Consider the following 13,834-nt stretch of genomic DNA (forward strand, 5'->3'; position numbering starts at 1 on the left):
CGGTGTCGCTCAGCGCTGGGCGCGGGGCGGTCAGATCAGGCCGAGACCGCGCACCGCGTCGCGCTCCTCCGACAGCTCCTTGACGGAGGCGTCGATGCGCGGACGCGAGAACTCGTTGATCTCCAGGCCCTGGACGATCTCGTACTTGCCGTCCTTCGTGGTGACCGGGAAGGAGGAGATGAGGCCCTCCGGGACGCCGTAGGAGCCGTCCGAGGGGATGCCCATGGAGGTCCAGTCGCCGTCGGCGGTGCCGTTGACCCAGGTGTGGACGTGGTCGATCGCCGCGTTCGCGGCGGAAGCGGCCGAGGAGGCGCCGCGGGCCTCGATGATCGCCGCGCCGCGCTTGGCGACGGTCGGGATGAACTCGTCGGCCAGCCACTTCTCGTCGTTGACGGCCTCGGCGGCGTTCCGGCCCGCGATCTCCGCGTGGAAGATGTCCGGGTACTGAGTGGCGGAGTGGTTGCCCCAGATCGTCAGCTTCTTGATGTCCGAGACCTGGCTGCCGGTCTTCTTCGCGAGCTGCGTGAGCGCGCGGTTGTGGTCGAGACGGGTCATCGCCGTGAACCGCTCGGCCGGTACGTCCGGGGCAGCGGCCTGCGCGATGAGCGCGTTCGTGTTGGCCGGGTTGCCCACGACCAGGATCTTCACGTCGTCCGCCGCGTTGTCGTTGATGGCCTTGCCCTGCGGCTTGAAGATGCCGCCGTTGGCCTCCAGCAGGTCGCCGCGCTCCATGCCCTTCGTGCGGGGGCGGGCGCCGACGAGGAGACCCACGTTCGTGCCGTCGAAGGCGACGTTCGGGTCGTCGGTGATCTCGATGCCGCGCAGCAGCGGGAACGCGCAGTCGTCCAGCTCCATGGCCGTGCCCTCGGCCGCCTTCAGGGCCGGGGTGATCTCCAGCAGCCGGAGCTTGACGGGGACGTCCGCGCCCAGAAGCTGGCCCGAGGCGATGCGGAAGAGGAGCGCGTAGCCGATCTGACCGGCGGCGCCGGTGACGGTGACATTGACGGGAGTGCGGGTCATGGCGGTCTCCGTAGTACCTGACGTGGCGGCGGGGCCTCCGCGGGCGAAGCGCCCGAGGGGACGGGTTGTCCCTGCCCTTCTGTGAAGTCTCTCTACATCAAGAGACCAGCGTCAGGCTATCCGACGCCCGGGGCGCGGAGGAGCCGTGGGGGGCGAAGCGTGAGGGGTTCCGCGCCGTCGGCAGCCGCCCGCTCAAGGAGGGGGGAGCGCGGACGGCTGCCGGGTGCGGCGCCACACCCGTGGGGGGTTGCCACCAGTTCGCCTGCCCGCGAAACGTCCACCCATGCGTCTCCCCTTCGCGGGGTGCGGAAGGAAACGCAGGGTTGCCCCTTCACCGTGGTGTGCCCCTTCACGGGGTGCGGGGTGAAGGCTTCACGGGGTGCGTGTCTCTCGTAGGGGTGCGCCTGTTGTGGGTGCCCCTTGGGGGTTCGTTCGCGTGTGGCGGGTCGGTGGCACGGGTTGTGCCCACCCGTCCCGCCAGCGGGACGATTGCCCACAACTTTTGGCGTCGTCGCCCGGCGGGGCGTCCCTGGGTGCGCGTTGGGGTTTCGTCGCCGGGTGCGGGCCGGTGGCTACGGCGCGGCGTATGGACCGGTAGTACGCGGCTGGCGCCGCGTGATTCATGGCTTGGGCCGGTGGCCGTGTGGGATTGCTGGGTGGTGGGGGTCGGCGCCGCGCCGGGGTGTCTCCTCGGCGTGAAGCTTTCGTCGTCGCCTCTCGGCCGGTGACTTTCTCGACCTGCGGGGACACCCCACCGCACCACCTCCCACCCGGTGGCCAACCTCCGGCCGGTGCCCCCTCCGCTTGTTCCCATGCTGTGTGCCCGCACCTGGCGGTACGGGCCCACCCCTGCCACGGAATCCGACGGCGACGGCTCACCACCCTTGTTGTGGGCAGGCGTTCCGCAGGGCGAGGGGGCACCTCCCAGCGGTAGCTGGGGGAGGGTGGGCACAACCCGTGCCACCGGCCCGCAGCACGCCAACGAAACACCAAAGCGCCCCCGGGCTGCGCACCCCCGACAGGGGGTGTTGCGCGGGACGGTTGGACCGTGAAGTGGGGACCGCAGGTCCCGCGCCGGGGATGTGGCCGGGCTCAGCCGACCCGGAGGAGCAGCGGGTCACCGGCGGGACGGGGACGCGGTGGGGTGTCCCCGCAGGTCGAGACGAACGACGGCAGAAAGCCGAAAACGAAAGCTTCACGCCGAGGAGACACCCCGGCGCGGCACCGGACACCCCCCACCCACGCACCCACAACCACGGCGCAAGCCAAGAATCACGCGGCGCCAGCCGCATCGCACCGCAACCACACGCCGCGCCGAAGCCACCGGCCCGCACCCGAACACGGCGCCCCGCCACACGCGCACCGCCCCCGTAACGCGGCGCGAAAATCAGCGCGGGACCCTACAGTGCGCACCGCACGGGGCAACCGTCCCGCGCAACACCCCCATGAAGGCGACGCTACTGGGACGGAGGCGAGGGAGAGGTGGCGCCGGGTTGGGTGCAGCCGTTGCCGCCCGTTGCGAGCGTCGCGCAGGCACGGGCCGCGTCACTTGATTTCGCGGCCACCATCTCGGTGTACGCGTCACTCGTCGCGCCCACCTCGTCGCTCTGCGACTCCTTGCCCGCCTCCACCTTCACGACGTCCCCCTGCGCCGCGCCGGTGACACGGGCCCACGACGCCTCGCAGACCTTGCTGTACCGCACCTCCACGTAGCTCTGTCCGACCCACGCGGAGCTGGTGGTCTTGGCGTGCTGGCCTCCGCAGCCCATGTTCTCCGGGTCCTTGCCCGTGCAGTCCGCACCCTGGCACTTGACGCCCGCGGGCAGCTTCGTGTCCTTCTTGCTGGCGGACGGGGAGGGCTTGGCCACCGTCTCGTCCTCGCCGGTCAGGTCGAAGAGCAGCACGGCGGCGGCGATGACCACCAGCGCCCCGACGACTCCGGCGAGGAACATGGTGACCCGGCGCCTGCCCGAGCCGCCGGACCCGGCGGGACCGGTGGGGCCTGGGGGCGTCGGCGGGCCCGGCACGTCACCGGCCGGGATCGCCGTGGTGCGGGGCCCGGCGCCGGAGCCCGAGGCGTCGGGGCTCATGCCCTGGCGCGTGTCGTGGCTGACGTTCGGCGCACCCGTACGCCGCGCGGTCCCCCGGCTCGCGCCCCAGGACTCGGGATCGACGCGCTGCGGCCCGGGAACGGACGGCGTGGCGGACGGTGCCGCGTAGTGGCCGCCCTGCGGTCGCCGGGGCGGCGCCGCCGACGGCGTCTCGGGCGGCGTCCCGCGCTGCGTCTCGGGCGGCGCTTCCACCGCGGCGGCGCGTATGCCCCGCGTCGCGCCCTCTCCGGCGTCGGACGACGGCGCGTCGGACGGAACCGCGTCGGCGGGCGCGCCGCCGCTGTCCTCTTCGTGTGTCGCCCGGACCGCCCGGAACACGGCGGTGTCCCCGTCGTCGGCCGGAGGCGGCGCGGAGACGGGGCCGGGGGCAGGAGCAGGAGCAGGAGCAGGGGCGGGCGCGGCGGGCGGGCTCACGGGCGGCGGCGCGACGGGACCCGCGTCGGCGCCAGGCACCGCACCGTTCGCCGGCGCGCCGCTCTTGTCCTTCGCGGTCTTGTCCTTGCCGCGACCGCGTCCGAGCCCGCGCTTCTTGCCCTGGGAGGGCTCGTCGCCGAACTCCCCCAGCGCAGCGCGCGCCTGGGCGACGCTGATCGCCTCCATCGTCGCGTCGTGCCGCATCTCGCTGCGGCTCCATGCGCGTTCGGCCAGCTCCCACATCGTGCCGAGGTGGCGCACGTCCGTGCCGGTGACCTCGGCCAGCGCCTGGGTCGCGCCGCGCGGCGGCAGCAGCCGCCCGTTGAGATAGCGCTCCCAGGACGACTTGCTGTACCCGGTACGGTCCGCGATCGTGGCGACACTCATCCCGCTCCGGTCCACGAGCCGCCGGAGCTGGCTCGCGAACTCCTTGATCTGCGGGTCGAGTTCCTCCGGTAGCGGCCTCCAACGAGGCATTGCGCCTCCCCCTTGTCCCCCCGATGTGCTGACGTCCCCCCGTGCCCCGTGCCGTGCCGCTCTCTCCCGGAGCGCCCAGAGCGCCCGGAGCCGCGTACTGGCTACCCAGGGGGATGCAGACAGCCAGGCTCGCAGTTCCGGGTATGGGGGCGCGCGGGAGTGTTTCGGGCCAGCGCCCCCACCCGCGCACACCCCCCGCTGGTCGCACGCATGACCAGTGTGCCACCTGAGCGGATGGCCAGCGCCTTCCCCGGCACCGGGCCACCGGGGCCACCGGCCGCGCACACGCCTCCCGTTGGCGTTTTCCGGGTGTCCGTGGTCCGAAGTCCGACGTCTTCGTCACGCATGATCGGCATCCGTCCTGAGACGGTCACCGTCGTGCCACAGCGCCCCTGCCGCTCTTGAACGGGAGTGACGAGGTCATGACTCTCAGAACCGCACCCGGAAAGCACAGGGTGCGCACAGGAGCGGCCCGCCCTCCACAGGGGAGAGGGCGGGCCGCTTCCTCAAGACCTCAGCCGGAGGAACCCGGAGAAAAGTCAGCGCACCGCGAAGCGGACGATCGCCTCCAGGAACGGGATCGTGACCCACGGCTTCGGCTGCGCCATCATCGCCAGCAGCGTGATCACGAAGCCCAGCACGCCGTACGTCACCATGTCCGTGAACCGCGAGCGCACCGCCAGCATCCCGACGGACGGCAGCGCCCAGCGCAGCACAGCGCCGCCCAGCATGGACAGCCCGATGATGATGGTCCCGGCGCGGAACTCCAGCACCGTCACCAGCAGCCCGATGAGCACCCCGCCGCACACCGCGAGCAGCGGCCACTGGCGGTACGGCGCAGGGGCGTCGCCTCCGGCGGCCCTTCCGCCGCCCTCGGGGCGAGCGGTGTCACGGGTGAGGAGCGGAAACCGGCGGCTCTTGCGGCCGCCCTCGCCCTCACCCCCTTTGTCTCCTTTGCCGCCGCCCAGCCTGCTCAGCCTGCCCAGGCCGAGCGTCGTGCCGACCGCGTTGGCGGCACGCGCCGCGCCGCCCCGCACGGCGTCGAGCGCGCCGCCGCCCTGTGGTGTGGAGGCTCCGGGCTCAGCCGACACGGCGTTCCGCCGCCTCGACGACGTTGACCAGGAGCTGGGCACGCGTCATCGGGCCGACGCCGCCCGGGTTCGGGGAGATCCAGCCCGCGACGTCCCGCACGCCCGGGTGCACATCGCCGACGATCTTGCCGTTCTCGTCGCGGCTCACGCCGACGTCCAGCACCGCCGCGCCCGGCTTCACGTCCTCGGGCTTGATGAGGTGCGGGACACCGGCCGCCGCCACCACGATGTCGGCCTGCCGGAGCAGCGCGGGCAGGTCGCGGGTGCCGGTGTGGCACTGGGTCACGGTGGCGTTCTCGCTGCGCCGGGTCAGCAGCAGCGGGATGGAGCGGCCGACGGTGATGCCGCGGCCCACGACGACCACGTGCGCGCCGTTGATCTCGACCTCGTGGCGGCGGAGGAGCTGGATGATGCCCTGCGGGGTGCACGGCAGCGGGCCCGGCTCGCCCAGGACGAGGCGGCCGAGGCTGGTGGGGTGCAGCCCGTCGGCGTCCTTGTCGGGGTCCATCAGGCCCAGCACGCGGTTGGTGTCGATGCCCTTGGGGAGGGGGAGCTGGACGATGTAGCCGGTGCAGTCCGGGTTCTCGTTCAGCTCGCGGACGACCGCCTCGATCTCCTCCTGCGTGGCCGTCGCGGGCAGCTCGCGCTGGATCGAGTTGACGCCGATCTGCTGACTGTCGCGGTGCTTGCCCGCGACGTACTTCTGACTGCCGACGTCATCGCCGACGAGCAGGGTGCCGAGGCCGGGCGTGACGCCCTTGGCCTTCAGCGCCTCGACGCGCGCGGTGAGATCGGTCTTGATCGCTGCTGCCGTGGCCTTGCCATCGAGAATCTGGGCGGTCATGGTGCCATCCTCGCGGATGGGGGGCATGGTCTCCAATCCGCCCGGCCCCTGGGACGCCACGTCACGGCGCACCACCCCGTCTCGCCTACGTACCGTTGTGCGCGAACACGCAGAGTGAGTACCCTGGCCCGGTGTACAGCGTCATCGTGGTGCCCGACGGCTGCCGGGGTCCGGACGAGCAGTTCCGGCTGGAGCCGGGCGAGACCCTGCGGTTCGGCCGCACGGACTGCCACTCGGGCTGCTGCGGTGTCCGGCTGCTCCTCCCCCACCCCCACGTCTCCCGCTCGGCGGGCGAGCTGACCGCCACGGGCGCCTTCTGGACGCTCAGCAACTTCAGCCGCGAGCGCACGTACACCGTCGTGAACCCCGAGAGCGCCGACGAGCGCATCACCGTCGCCCCAGGGCGTGCCGACGCGCCCGTCCCCTTCGAGTTCGCGCGCGTCATCCTGGCTACGGCTACGGCTACGGGCACGGACGCGGGTGCGGACGGCGAGCCGTGCGGGTTCGACGTCTGGGCGCCCCGGCACGACTATCTGGAGGGCCCCGCCGACGACGACCACGATCCCGGGGAGCCGATGGTCCGGCCGTTCCCGCTCGACCGCACGAAGCGGTATTTCCTGGTGCTGGCCGCGCTCTGCGAGCCCCGGCTGCGCGACGAACGGGACGCGCCGCTGCCGACCGTCGAACAGATCGTGGAGCGGGTGCGCCCGCACTGGCCCGAAGTCAACCATTCCGCCGTGCACTGGAACCTCGACTATCTGACGGTCAAGCTCCGCCTCAAGCCCCCGCAGGAGCACGGGCACGGGGTCGAAGCGCTGGTCTTGACGGCCCTGCGCCTCGACCTCGTGCGTGAGGAGCAACTCGGCGTCCTGGAGGGGCGGCTGCCCGTCTGACCAGGGCCGCCGGGGGTCGCCGAAAGGGGCCGTCGAGAGACCGCCGAGAGGCCGCCGAGAGCCCGTCGCGGGAGCGAAGTACCGGTGCGGAAGGGGCCCGAGAGCCCGGTCCGGGCAACGGCGCATTGCGGATTCGCCACATTTACGGATCTTGGCTGGACAGCATCAGCCCTCAACCACCAACATTGAGCGGCGGCGCCGCGCCCACGTTTTTCGGAGGGCCACGGGCACGGCGCCAGGAGAACGGGGGAAGACATCGTGTACACCGCACACCTCACGCAGCGCACCTGTGGCAACTGCGGGGGCGGACCTGTCATTCCCCGGAGCCCATCGGCCCCATCCGTCCCCTGACAATCCGCTCGGAGGAATCCGCTCGTGAGCTACCCACCGCCGCCCGGCCAGGGCCAGAACCCCTACGGCCAGCAGCCTCAGCAGCCCGGCCAGCAGCCCCAGCAGCCGTACGGCTACCCGCAGCAGGGCCAGCCCCCGGCCGGCGGCCAGCCCGCCTACGGGTACCCGCAGCAGGGCCAGGCGCCCTACGGGCAGCAGCAGCCCGGCCAGCCCGCATACGGCTACCCGCAGCAGCCTCCGCCTCCGGGTGGCACGGTCCAGGCCAACAACGGCTACATAAACATCAACTACCTGGGCACCGTGCAGCTCGCCACCATGGGCCAGCGCTTCCTCGCGCGGCTCATCGACGGTCTGATCATCGGCGTCGTCATGTCGATCGTCATGTTCGCGGGTCTCGCGGGCACGCTCGGCATCGCCTCCGACATGGAGGACTGCGGCTCCTACATGGACCCGGGCTACCAGGCGTGCATCGACGAGCAGTCGCAGGCCGCGACGGGCGCCTTCGGCGCCTTCTTCGCGATCATGATGTCCCTGGCCGTCTTCATGCTGCTCTACGAGTGGCTGATGATCTCCTTCAAGGGCGCGACCTTCGGCAAGATGGCCATGGGCCTGCGCGTCGTGAAGGAGTCGACGGGTCAGGTTCCGGGCGTCGGCGGCGGCTTCATCCGCTACATCATCCCGATGGTCGGCGCCTTCGTCTGCTACATCGGCATGCTGCTGGTGTACCTGTCGCCCTTCTTCGACAACACCGGCAAGATCCAGGGCTGGCACGACCGTGCCGCCGGTGTGGTCGTCATCAAGAAGTGACCCACGCCTGAGCCGACCGAGCCACCTGAGCGCCGCTGGGCGGCTCATGGCTCAGCACGACGAAGACCGCGCCCCGTCCTCTCTCGGGGCGCGGTCTTCGTCTGTGCGGACGCGGTTCCGGTCGCGGCTGCGCGTAGGACCGTCAGTGGAAGAAGTGCCGGGTCCCCGTCAGGTACATCGTGACGCCCGCCGCCTTCGCGGCCTCGATCACGGCCTCGTCGCGGACCGAACCGCCCGGCTGGACCACGGCCTTGACCCCGGCCTCCGTCAGGACCTCGAGGCCGTCGGGGAAGGGGAAGAACGCGTCCGAGGCGGCGTACGCACCGGCGGCGCGCTCCTCGCCCGCGCGCTGCACGGCCAGCTTCGCGGAGTCCACGCGGTTGACCTGGCCCATGCCGACGCCGACCGTCGCGCCGTCCTTGGCCAGCAGGATCGCGTTGGACTTGACGGCCCGGCAGGCGCGCCAGGCGAAGGCCAGCTCGGCCAGCTCGTCGGCGGACAGCGGCTCACCCGTCGCCAGCCGCCAGTTCGCCGGGTCGTCGCCCTCCGCCTGGAGGCGGTCCTTGACCTGGAGCAGCGTGCCGCCCTCGATGGGCCGGAACTCGACCTCAGCGGCGGGCGCTCCGGGGCTGCGCAGCACGCGGATGTTCTTCTTGCGGGAGAGGACCTCGACGGCGCCGTCCTCGTAGTCGGGGGCCACGACGACCTCGGTGAAGATCTCCGCGATCTGCTCGGCCAGCGCCACCGAGACGGGCCTGTTGACGGCGATGACCCCGCCGAAGGCGGACAGCGAGTCGCAGGCGTGCGCCTTGCGGTGCGCCTCCGCCACGTCGGAACCGGTCGCGATGCCGCACGGGTTGGCGTGCTTGATGATCGCGACGCAGGGGTCGGCGTGGTCGTAGGCGGCGCGGCGGGCCGCCTCGGTGTCCACGTAGTTGTTGTAGGACATCTCCTTGCCGTGGAGCTGCTCGGCGCCCGCGAGGCCCGTGCCGCTGCCGTCGGTGTAGAGCGCGGCGGGCTGGTGCGGGTTCTCGCCGTAGCGGAGCACGTTGGCGCGGGTGTAGGTGGCGCCGACGAAGTCGGGCAGCCCGGAGTCGTCGACGGCCGCGTAACCCTGCGCGAACCAGCTCGCGACCATCGTGTCGTAGGCCGCCGTGTGCTGGAACGCCTCGGCCGCGAGCCGCTTGCGCTCGGTGAGCCCGAAGCCGCCGTCGCCGACGGCCTTGAGCACGTCGGCGTAGCGGTCCGGGTTGACGACGACCGCGACGGAGGGGTGGTTCTTGGCCGCGGCGCGCACCATCGAGGGGCCGCCGATGTCGATCTGCTCCACGCACTCGTCGGGAGAGGCGCCGGAGGCGACGGTCTCCTGGAAGGGGTAGAGGTTCACGACGACCAGCTCGAAGGGCTCGACGCCCAGCTCGGTGAGCTGCTCGCGGTGGTCGGCCAGCCGCTGGTCGGCGAGGATGCCCGCGTGCACGCGCGGGTGCAGCGTCTTGACCCGCCCGTCCAGGCACTCGGGGAAGCCGGTCAGGTCCTCGACGGCGGTGACCGGGACCCCGGCCGCCGCGATCTTCTTCGCGGTCGAGCCGGTCGAGACGAGCTGCACGCCCGCCGCGTCCAGCCCCCGGGCCAGGTCTTCCAGTCCGGTCTTGTCGTAGACGCTGACCAGCGCGCGGCGGATCGGCCGCTTCGTTCCCGTGTCCGTAACTTCGGCGCTCATGCCGGAATCCGTACCTTTCGTCCCTCGATGCGATACCCGTCGCGGGCGAGGCGTCCCACGACGTCGACGAGCAGCCGTCGCTCGACTTCCTTGATCCGCTCGTGGAGAGCGGCTCCCTCATCGGTGTGGTCCTCTTCCAGGACCTCGACCACGCCCTGGGCGATGACCGGGCCGGTGTCGACACCGTCGTCGACGAAGTGGACGGTGCACCCGGTCACCTTGACGCCGTAGTCGAGCGCGTCGCGCACGCCGTGGGCGCCGGGGAAACTGGGCAGCAGCGCGGGGTGCGTGTTGATGAGACGCCCCCCGTAACGGGCGAGGAACTCCTTGCCCACGATCTTCATGAAGCCCGCCGAGACGACGAGGTCGGGCTCGTACTCCGCCGTCGCGCGCGCCAGCGCCTCGTCCCACTCGGCGCGCGTGGCGTGGTCGCGCACGCGCCGTACGAAGGTGGGAATCCCGGCCCGCTCGGCGCGCGTCAGCCCCTCGATGCCCGCGCGGTCGGCGCCGACGGCCACGATCTCGGCGCCGTAGCCCTCGGCGCCCCGCTCCGCGATGGCGTCGAGGAGGGCCTGGAGGTTGGTGCCGGACCCGGACACGAGCACGACGAGGCGTGCGGGGCGGTCACGACGGCCGCCGCGAGGACTGAGACCCGGGTTCGGGCCCGGGTTGCTGGGGCTGGGGTGCGCGGCCACGGCGGGGGCTCTCTCTCGCTGGGTTCCCTGACGTCGCGTCGTGTCGTGTCGCGTCGCGCCGCCAGGAGGGAAAGCGGTTTGCGTGGTCGTACGCGGTTTGTGCGGTCGCACAAGAAGGTGGAGCGGAGGATTCCGGGGAACTCTACGAAGCGTCCGACCGTCGGCAACGATACCGGCACTCCACGCGGCCCCCACGGGACGGGGGCGCGCACGAGAGGTAGCGTCGGAGGCGCTATCCGTACGCGCCACGGAACGACAAGGGGAAGACACACACCACATGACCGACCGACCCCGCCGCCGCGCGGCAGCATCCGACACGTCCCGCGAGGACAACCCCTTCGCGCCACCGCCGGAGGGGCAGCCGGACACGCCATGGCAGCCGCGCCGCCCGACGGACTCCGACGGCTCCCCCGGGCCCGGGCCGGTCCACGGGAAGCCGACGGGTTCCGGTCCGGGTCCCGGTTCGGGGTCCTCGTCCGACGGGTCCGGGTCGTCCGGGTCGTCCGGCTCGTCCGGTGACGACGAGCAGTCGACGTGGGGCAGCCAGTGGAGCAGCCGCCAGCCGGGCCGCCAGAGCGGGGGCTTCGGCGGCACGGGCCAGGGCGGCGAGGGCAACGGTAACGGTGAGGGCGGCGGCGACGGGCGCGGCCCCGGCGGCAGCGGCCCGCGCGGCGGCATGCGCTGGGACCCGACCGACCCCCTGCAACGCCACGCCCGCTACTCCCTGCACGCGGGCATCTGGGGCCTCTTCTTCGCCCTGTTCAGCCTGCCGCAGGTGGCGCTGCTGCTGGGGGCACTCTCGCTGTACTGGGGCATCCACTCCCTGCGGGGCCGGTCCCGCTCGGCCGCGGGCAAGGAGCGCGGCGCCGACGGGCCCCGGGCATCCGGCTCCGGGGCGCGGGCGACAGCGGAGGACATCGCGGGCAGCGCCCGCACGTCCTCGGGTCCCGAAGCGCAGCGGACGCCCTCGCCCGTGCAGGTCACGGTGACCCCGGCGCAGGCGGCGAAGGCGCAGACCACGGCGGCGGTCGGCGGCCTGGTCACCGCGGTGCTCGCGCTGGCGGTCGTCGCGGCGACGTTCACCTTCCAGACCGTGTACCGCGACTACTACACCTGCACGACGGACGCCCTCACCCAGTCCTCCCGCGAAGACTGCAAGCGCCTCCTCCCCGAACAGCTCCGCCCCCTCCTGGAACCCCGAACCTAGGGTCCAGGGCCCTTCGCCCGGACCGTCGTACGGGCCGGAGGACGATACCGGCGACGCGGGGTCAGACGGGCCGGCCTCGGACCGCGGCGACCGCCTCGTCGAAGGCGTCCTCCACCTCGACGGCGCCGCCGCTGCCGACCCATGCCTCGAGGGCGACATCCGAGCAGGCCACGGCGCAGGCGACCAGCGCGTGCGCCCGCAGCCGGTTCCTCGGGTCGTCGGCGTCCCCGAGCCGTGCGGCGATGTCCGGCACCAGCAGTTCCGTCCACTGCTGCTGCTTCTCTCCCCGGCGCGCCCGCAGCGCCGGGGACGCGTGGAGCATGCTGGTGATCTTGAGAAAGTCCTCCGAGTCGTACGGCAGCGACCTGAGAAGTGTTACCAGTGCCGCCCTGAGCGCCTGCCACGGGGACTCATGGGCCGGCCGCTCCTCCAGCGCGGCCCGCAGCACCTGTCCGTGCGCGGCGTGATCGCCGAGCACGATGTCCTCCTTCGTGCCGAAGTAGCGGAACAGCGAGCGCCGCGACATGCCGACCTCGGTGGCGATCTGATCCATGCTCGTGGCCTCGAAGCCGCGCTCCAGGAACAGCCGCATCGCGGCGGCGACGATCTCGGCCTGTACCGCCCGCCGGGTGCGCTCGCGCAGCCCCGCCGAGCGCCCCTGCTGATCTTCCATGAACGTCAGCCTACTGTTCCTTGCACTCAGTACCTAGTTGGCACCCTGTGACAAGTGTGACCCAGCATGCCATGATGCGGGCATCCACTACCGAGGAGCAGCCCATGAACCCCGTCGACTACCGCGGTCAGACCACCCTCGTCACCGGAGCCAGCTCCGGCATCGGCGCGGAGTTCGCCCGCCGGATAGCCGGGCGGGGTTCGGACGTCGTCCTGGTCGCCCGGCGCCGCGAGCGGCTGGAGAAGCTGGCCGCCGAACTCGCCGCGAAGCACGGCGTCCGGGCCGAGGCCGTTCCGCTCGACCTGAGCCTGCCCGGAGCGGGACAGGCTCTCGCCGGGGAAACGGAGCGGCGCGGCCTCACGGTCACGAGCGTCGTCAACAACGCGGGCTTCGGCACCAGCGGTCAGTTCCACGACGAAAATCCGGAGCGCTTGCGGGAGGAGGTCCAGGTCGACGTCGCGAGCCTGGTTGACATCAGCCGGGCGTTCATCGGGCCGCTGCGGGCCTCCGGGAACGGGGTGCTGGTCAATGTGGCGAGCATGGCCGCGTATCTGCCGGTCCCCGGCATGGCCGTCTACGCCGCCACGAAGGCGTTCGTGCTGCACTTCACCGAGGCGCTCTGGTACGAGTCGCGCGGCACCGGGCTGCGTGTCCTCGCGCTGTCCCCTGGGGCGACCGAGACCGAGTTCTTCGACGCCGTCGGCACGGACGTCGCGGGCGGCACCCGCCAGTCCCCCCAGGAAGTGGTGACGGAGGCCCTGCGGGTGCTGGACCGGCGCACGTCGCCGCCGAGTGCCGTGTCCGGGCGCCGTAACCGCGTGATGGCGGGCGCGAGTCGGTTCGTGGGCCGGAAGCGCGGGGTCCTGGTCATGGGAGCCATGACATCCCGCGGATGACCCCCGCCCCACAGGGCGACGGTCCCGGTGCGGGGGTGCGTGCGCTCTGCGGGTGCCCCTTGGGGTTTCGTTGCGCGGGTGCGGGCCGGTGGCTTCGGCGCGGCGTGTGGTTGCGGTGCGATGCGGCTGGCGCCGCGTGATTCTGGGTTTCGGCCGTGGCCGTGTGCGGTGCGTGGGTGCGGGGTGTCCGGTGCCGCGGTGGGGTGTCTCCTCGGCGTGAAGCTTTCGTTGTCGGCTTTCGGCCGGTGACTTTCTCGACCTGCGGGGACACCCCACCGCGTCCCCGTCCCGCCGGTGGCCCGCTGTCCAGCTCCGGGTCGGCTGACGCCCACCCCCCTTCGCGGGGCGCGACTGCGGCTCGGTGGCACGGGTCGTGCCCACCCTCCCCCAGCTACCGCTGGGCGGTGCCCCCTCGCCAGCGGGACGCCTGCCCACAACAATGGCGAGCCGCCGCCGTCGGCTTCCCCTGACAGGGCTGGGCCCGTACCGCCAAGTGCGGGCACACAGCATGGGAACAAGCGGAGGGGGCACCGGCCGGAGGTTGGCCACCGGGTGGGAGGGGACGTGGTGGGGTGTCCCCGCAAGTGGTGGCGACGAGTGCCGGAGGAAACCCGACAACGAGACCCGCACTTGTC

The 13,834-nt window shown here is 72.2% G+C and carries 11 protein-coding genes; 4 read left to right on the forward strand and 7 right to left on the reverse strand.

Going from position 1 to position 13,834, the window contains the following annotated elements; translation table 11 throughout:
• Window positions 1-30: 30 nt before the first annotated feature.
• From ACWGJ2_RS39020 to ACWGJ2_RS39035, 4 genes are all read right to left on the reverse strand, one after another.
• The gene (locus tag ACWGJ2_RS39020) at window positions 31-1,020 is read right to left on the reverse strand and encodes a malate dehydrogenase (protein WP_453351150.1); all 990 of its coding nucleotides are present in this window, start codon (window positions 1,018-1,020) and stop codon (window positions 31-33) included.
• Between the two features lie 1,457 nt (window positions 1,021-2,477).
• The gene (locus ACWGJ2_RS39025; protein WP_453351151.1) at window positions 2,478-4,022 is read right to left on the reverse strand and encodes a helix-turn-helix domain-containing protein; all 1,545 of its coding nucleotides are present in this window, start codon (window positions 4,020-4,022) and stop codon (window positions 2,478-2,480) included.
• Window positions 4,023-4,561: 539 nt separating this feature from the next.
• Window positions 4,562-5,113, reverse strand: coding sequence for a DUF3017 domain-containing protein (locus ACWGJ2_RS39030; RefSeq protein WP_453351152.1), 552 nt, complete (start codon window positions 5,111-5,113; stop codon window positions 4,562-4,564).
• The gene (locus ACWGJ2_RS39035; protein WP_453351153.1) at window positions 5,103-5,957 is read right to left on the reverse strand and encodes a bifunctional methylenetetrahydrofolate dehydrogenase/methenyltetrahydrofolate cyclohydrolase; all 855 of its coding nucleotides are present in this window, start codon (window positions 5,955-5,957) and stop codon (window positions 5,103-5,105) included. The genes ACWGJ2_RS39030 and ACWGJ2_RS39035 overlap by 11 nt, the downstream gene beginning before the upstream one ends.
• Before the next feature lie 131 nt (window positions 5,958-6,088).
• Here ACWGJ2_RS39035 and ACWGJ2_RS39040 point away from each other — a divergent pair, with 131 nt between their 5' ends.
• Window positions 6,089-6,850, forward strand: coding sequence for an FHA domain-containing protein (locus tag ACWGJ2_RS39040; RefSeq protein WP_453351154.1), 762 nt, complete (start codon window positions 6,089-6,091; stop codon window positions 6,848-6,850).
• A 375-nt stretch (window positions 6,851-7,225) separates the two neighbouring features.
• Window positions 7,226-8,008: an RDD family protein gene (locus tag ACWGJ2_RS39045; protein WP_453351155.1), complete on the forward strand. Its 783-nt coding sequence runs from the start codon at window positions 7,226-7,228 to the stop codon at window positions 8,006-8,008.
• Window positions 8,009-8,150: 142 nt separating this feature from the next.
• Here ACWGJ2_RS39045 and purH read toward each other — a convergent pair whose 3' ends face one another.
• Together purH and purN are read right to left on the reverse strand one after the other, a co-directional pair.
• Window positions 8,151-9,728, reverse strand: coding sequence for a bifunctional phosphoribosylaminoimidazolecarboxamide formyltransferase/IMP cyclohydrolase (gene purH, locus ACWGJ2_RS39050; RefSeq protein WP_453351156.1), 1,578 nt, complete (start codon window positions 9,726-9,728; stop codon window positions 8,151-8,153).
• Complete coding sequence (gene purN / locus ACWGJ2_RS39055; protein ID WP_453351160.1) at window positions 9,725-10,333, reverse strand: phosphoribosylglycinamide formyltransferase; 609 nt, start codon at window positions 10,331-10,333, stop codon at window positions 9,725-9,727. Before purN ends, purH begins: the two co-directional genes overlap by 4 nt.
• Window positions 10,334-10,700: 367 nt before the next feature.
• Between purN and ACWGJ2_RS39060 the strand changes: the two genes are divergently transcribed.
• Window positions 10,701-11,630 carry a hypothetical protein gene (locus tag ACWGJ2_RS39060; RefSeq protein ID WP_453351157.1) on the forward strand — a complete coding sequence of 310 codons (930 nt, stop codon included), beginning with the start codon at window positions 10,701-10,703 and terminating at the stop codon, window positions 11,628-11,630.
• A 61-nt stretch (window positions 11,631-11,691) separates the two neighbouring features.
• Here ACWGJ2_RS39060 and ACWGJ2_RS39065 read toward each other — a convergent pair whose 3' ends face one another.
• Window positions 11,692-12,303, reverse strand: a complete 612-nt coding sequence (locus ACWGJ2_RS39065; RefSeq protein WP_453351158.1) for a TetR family transcriptional regulator — start codon at window positions 12,301-12,303, stop codon at window positions 11,692-11,694.
• Between the two features lie 74 nt (window positions 12,304-12,377).
• Here ACWGJ2_RS39065 and ACWGJ2_RS39070 point away from each other — a divergent pair, with 74 nt between their 5' ends.
• Complete coding sequence (locus tag ACWGJ2_RS39070) at window positions 12,378-13,199, forward strand: SDR family NAD(P)-dependent oxidoreductase (RefSeq protein WP_453351159.1); 822 nt, start codon at window positions 12,378-12,380, stop codon at window positions 13,197-13,199.
• The last annotated feature ends 635 nt before the right edge of the window (window positions 13,200-13,834 follow it).

It is taken from the genome of Streptomyces sp. NPDC054796 (assembly GCF_053611545.1).

Excerpts from the sequence above, each read along its gene's own strand:
- ACWGJ2_RS39020 (WP_453351150.1), bottom strand. The coding sequence starts at position 1,020 with ATGACCCGCACTCCCGTCAATGTCACCGTCACCGGCGCCGCCGGTCAG.
- ACWGJ2_RS39025 (WP_453351151.1), bottom strand. The coding sequence starts at position 4,022 with ATGCCTCGTTGGAGGCCGCTACCGGAGGAACTCGACCCGCAGATCAAG.
- ACWGJ2_RS39035 (WP_453351153.1), bottom strand. The coding sequence starts at position 5,957 with ATGACCGCCCAGATTCTCGATGGCAAGGCCACGGCAGCAGCGATCAAG.
- purH (WP_453351156.1), bottom strand. The coding sequence starts at position 9,728 with ATGAGCGCCGAAGTTACGGACACGGGAACGAAGCGGCCGATCCGCCGC.
- ACWGJ2_RS39060 (WP_453351157.1), top strand. The coding sequence starts at position 10,701 with ATGACCGACCGACCCCGCCGCCGCGCGGCAGCATCCGACACGTCCCGC.
- ACWGJ2_RS39065 (WP_453351158.1), bottom strand. The coding sequence starts at position 12,303 with ATGGAAGATCAGCAGGGGCGCTCGGCGGGGCTGCGCGAGCGCACCCGG.
- ACWGJ2_RS39070 (WP_453351159.1), top strand. The coding sequence starts at position 12,378 with ATGCGGGCATCCACTACCGAGGAGCAGCCCATGAACCCCGTCGACTAC.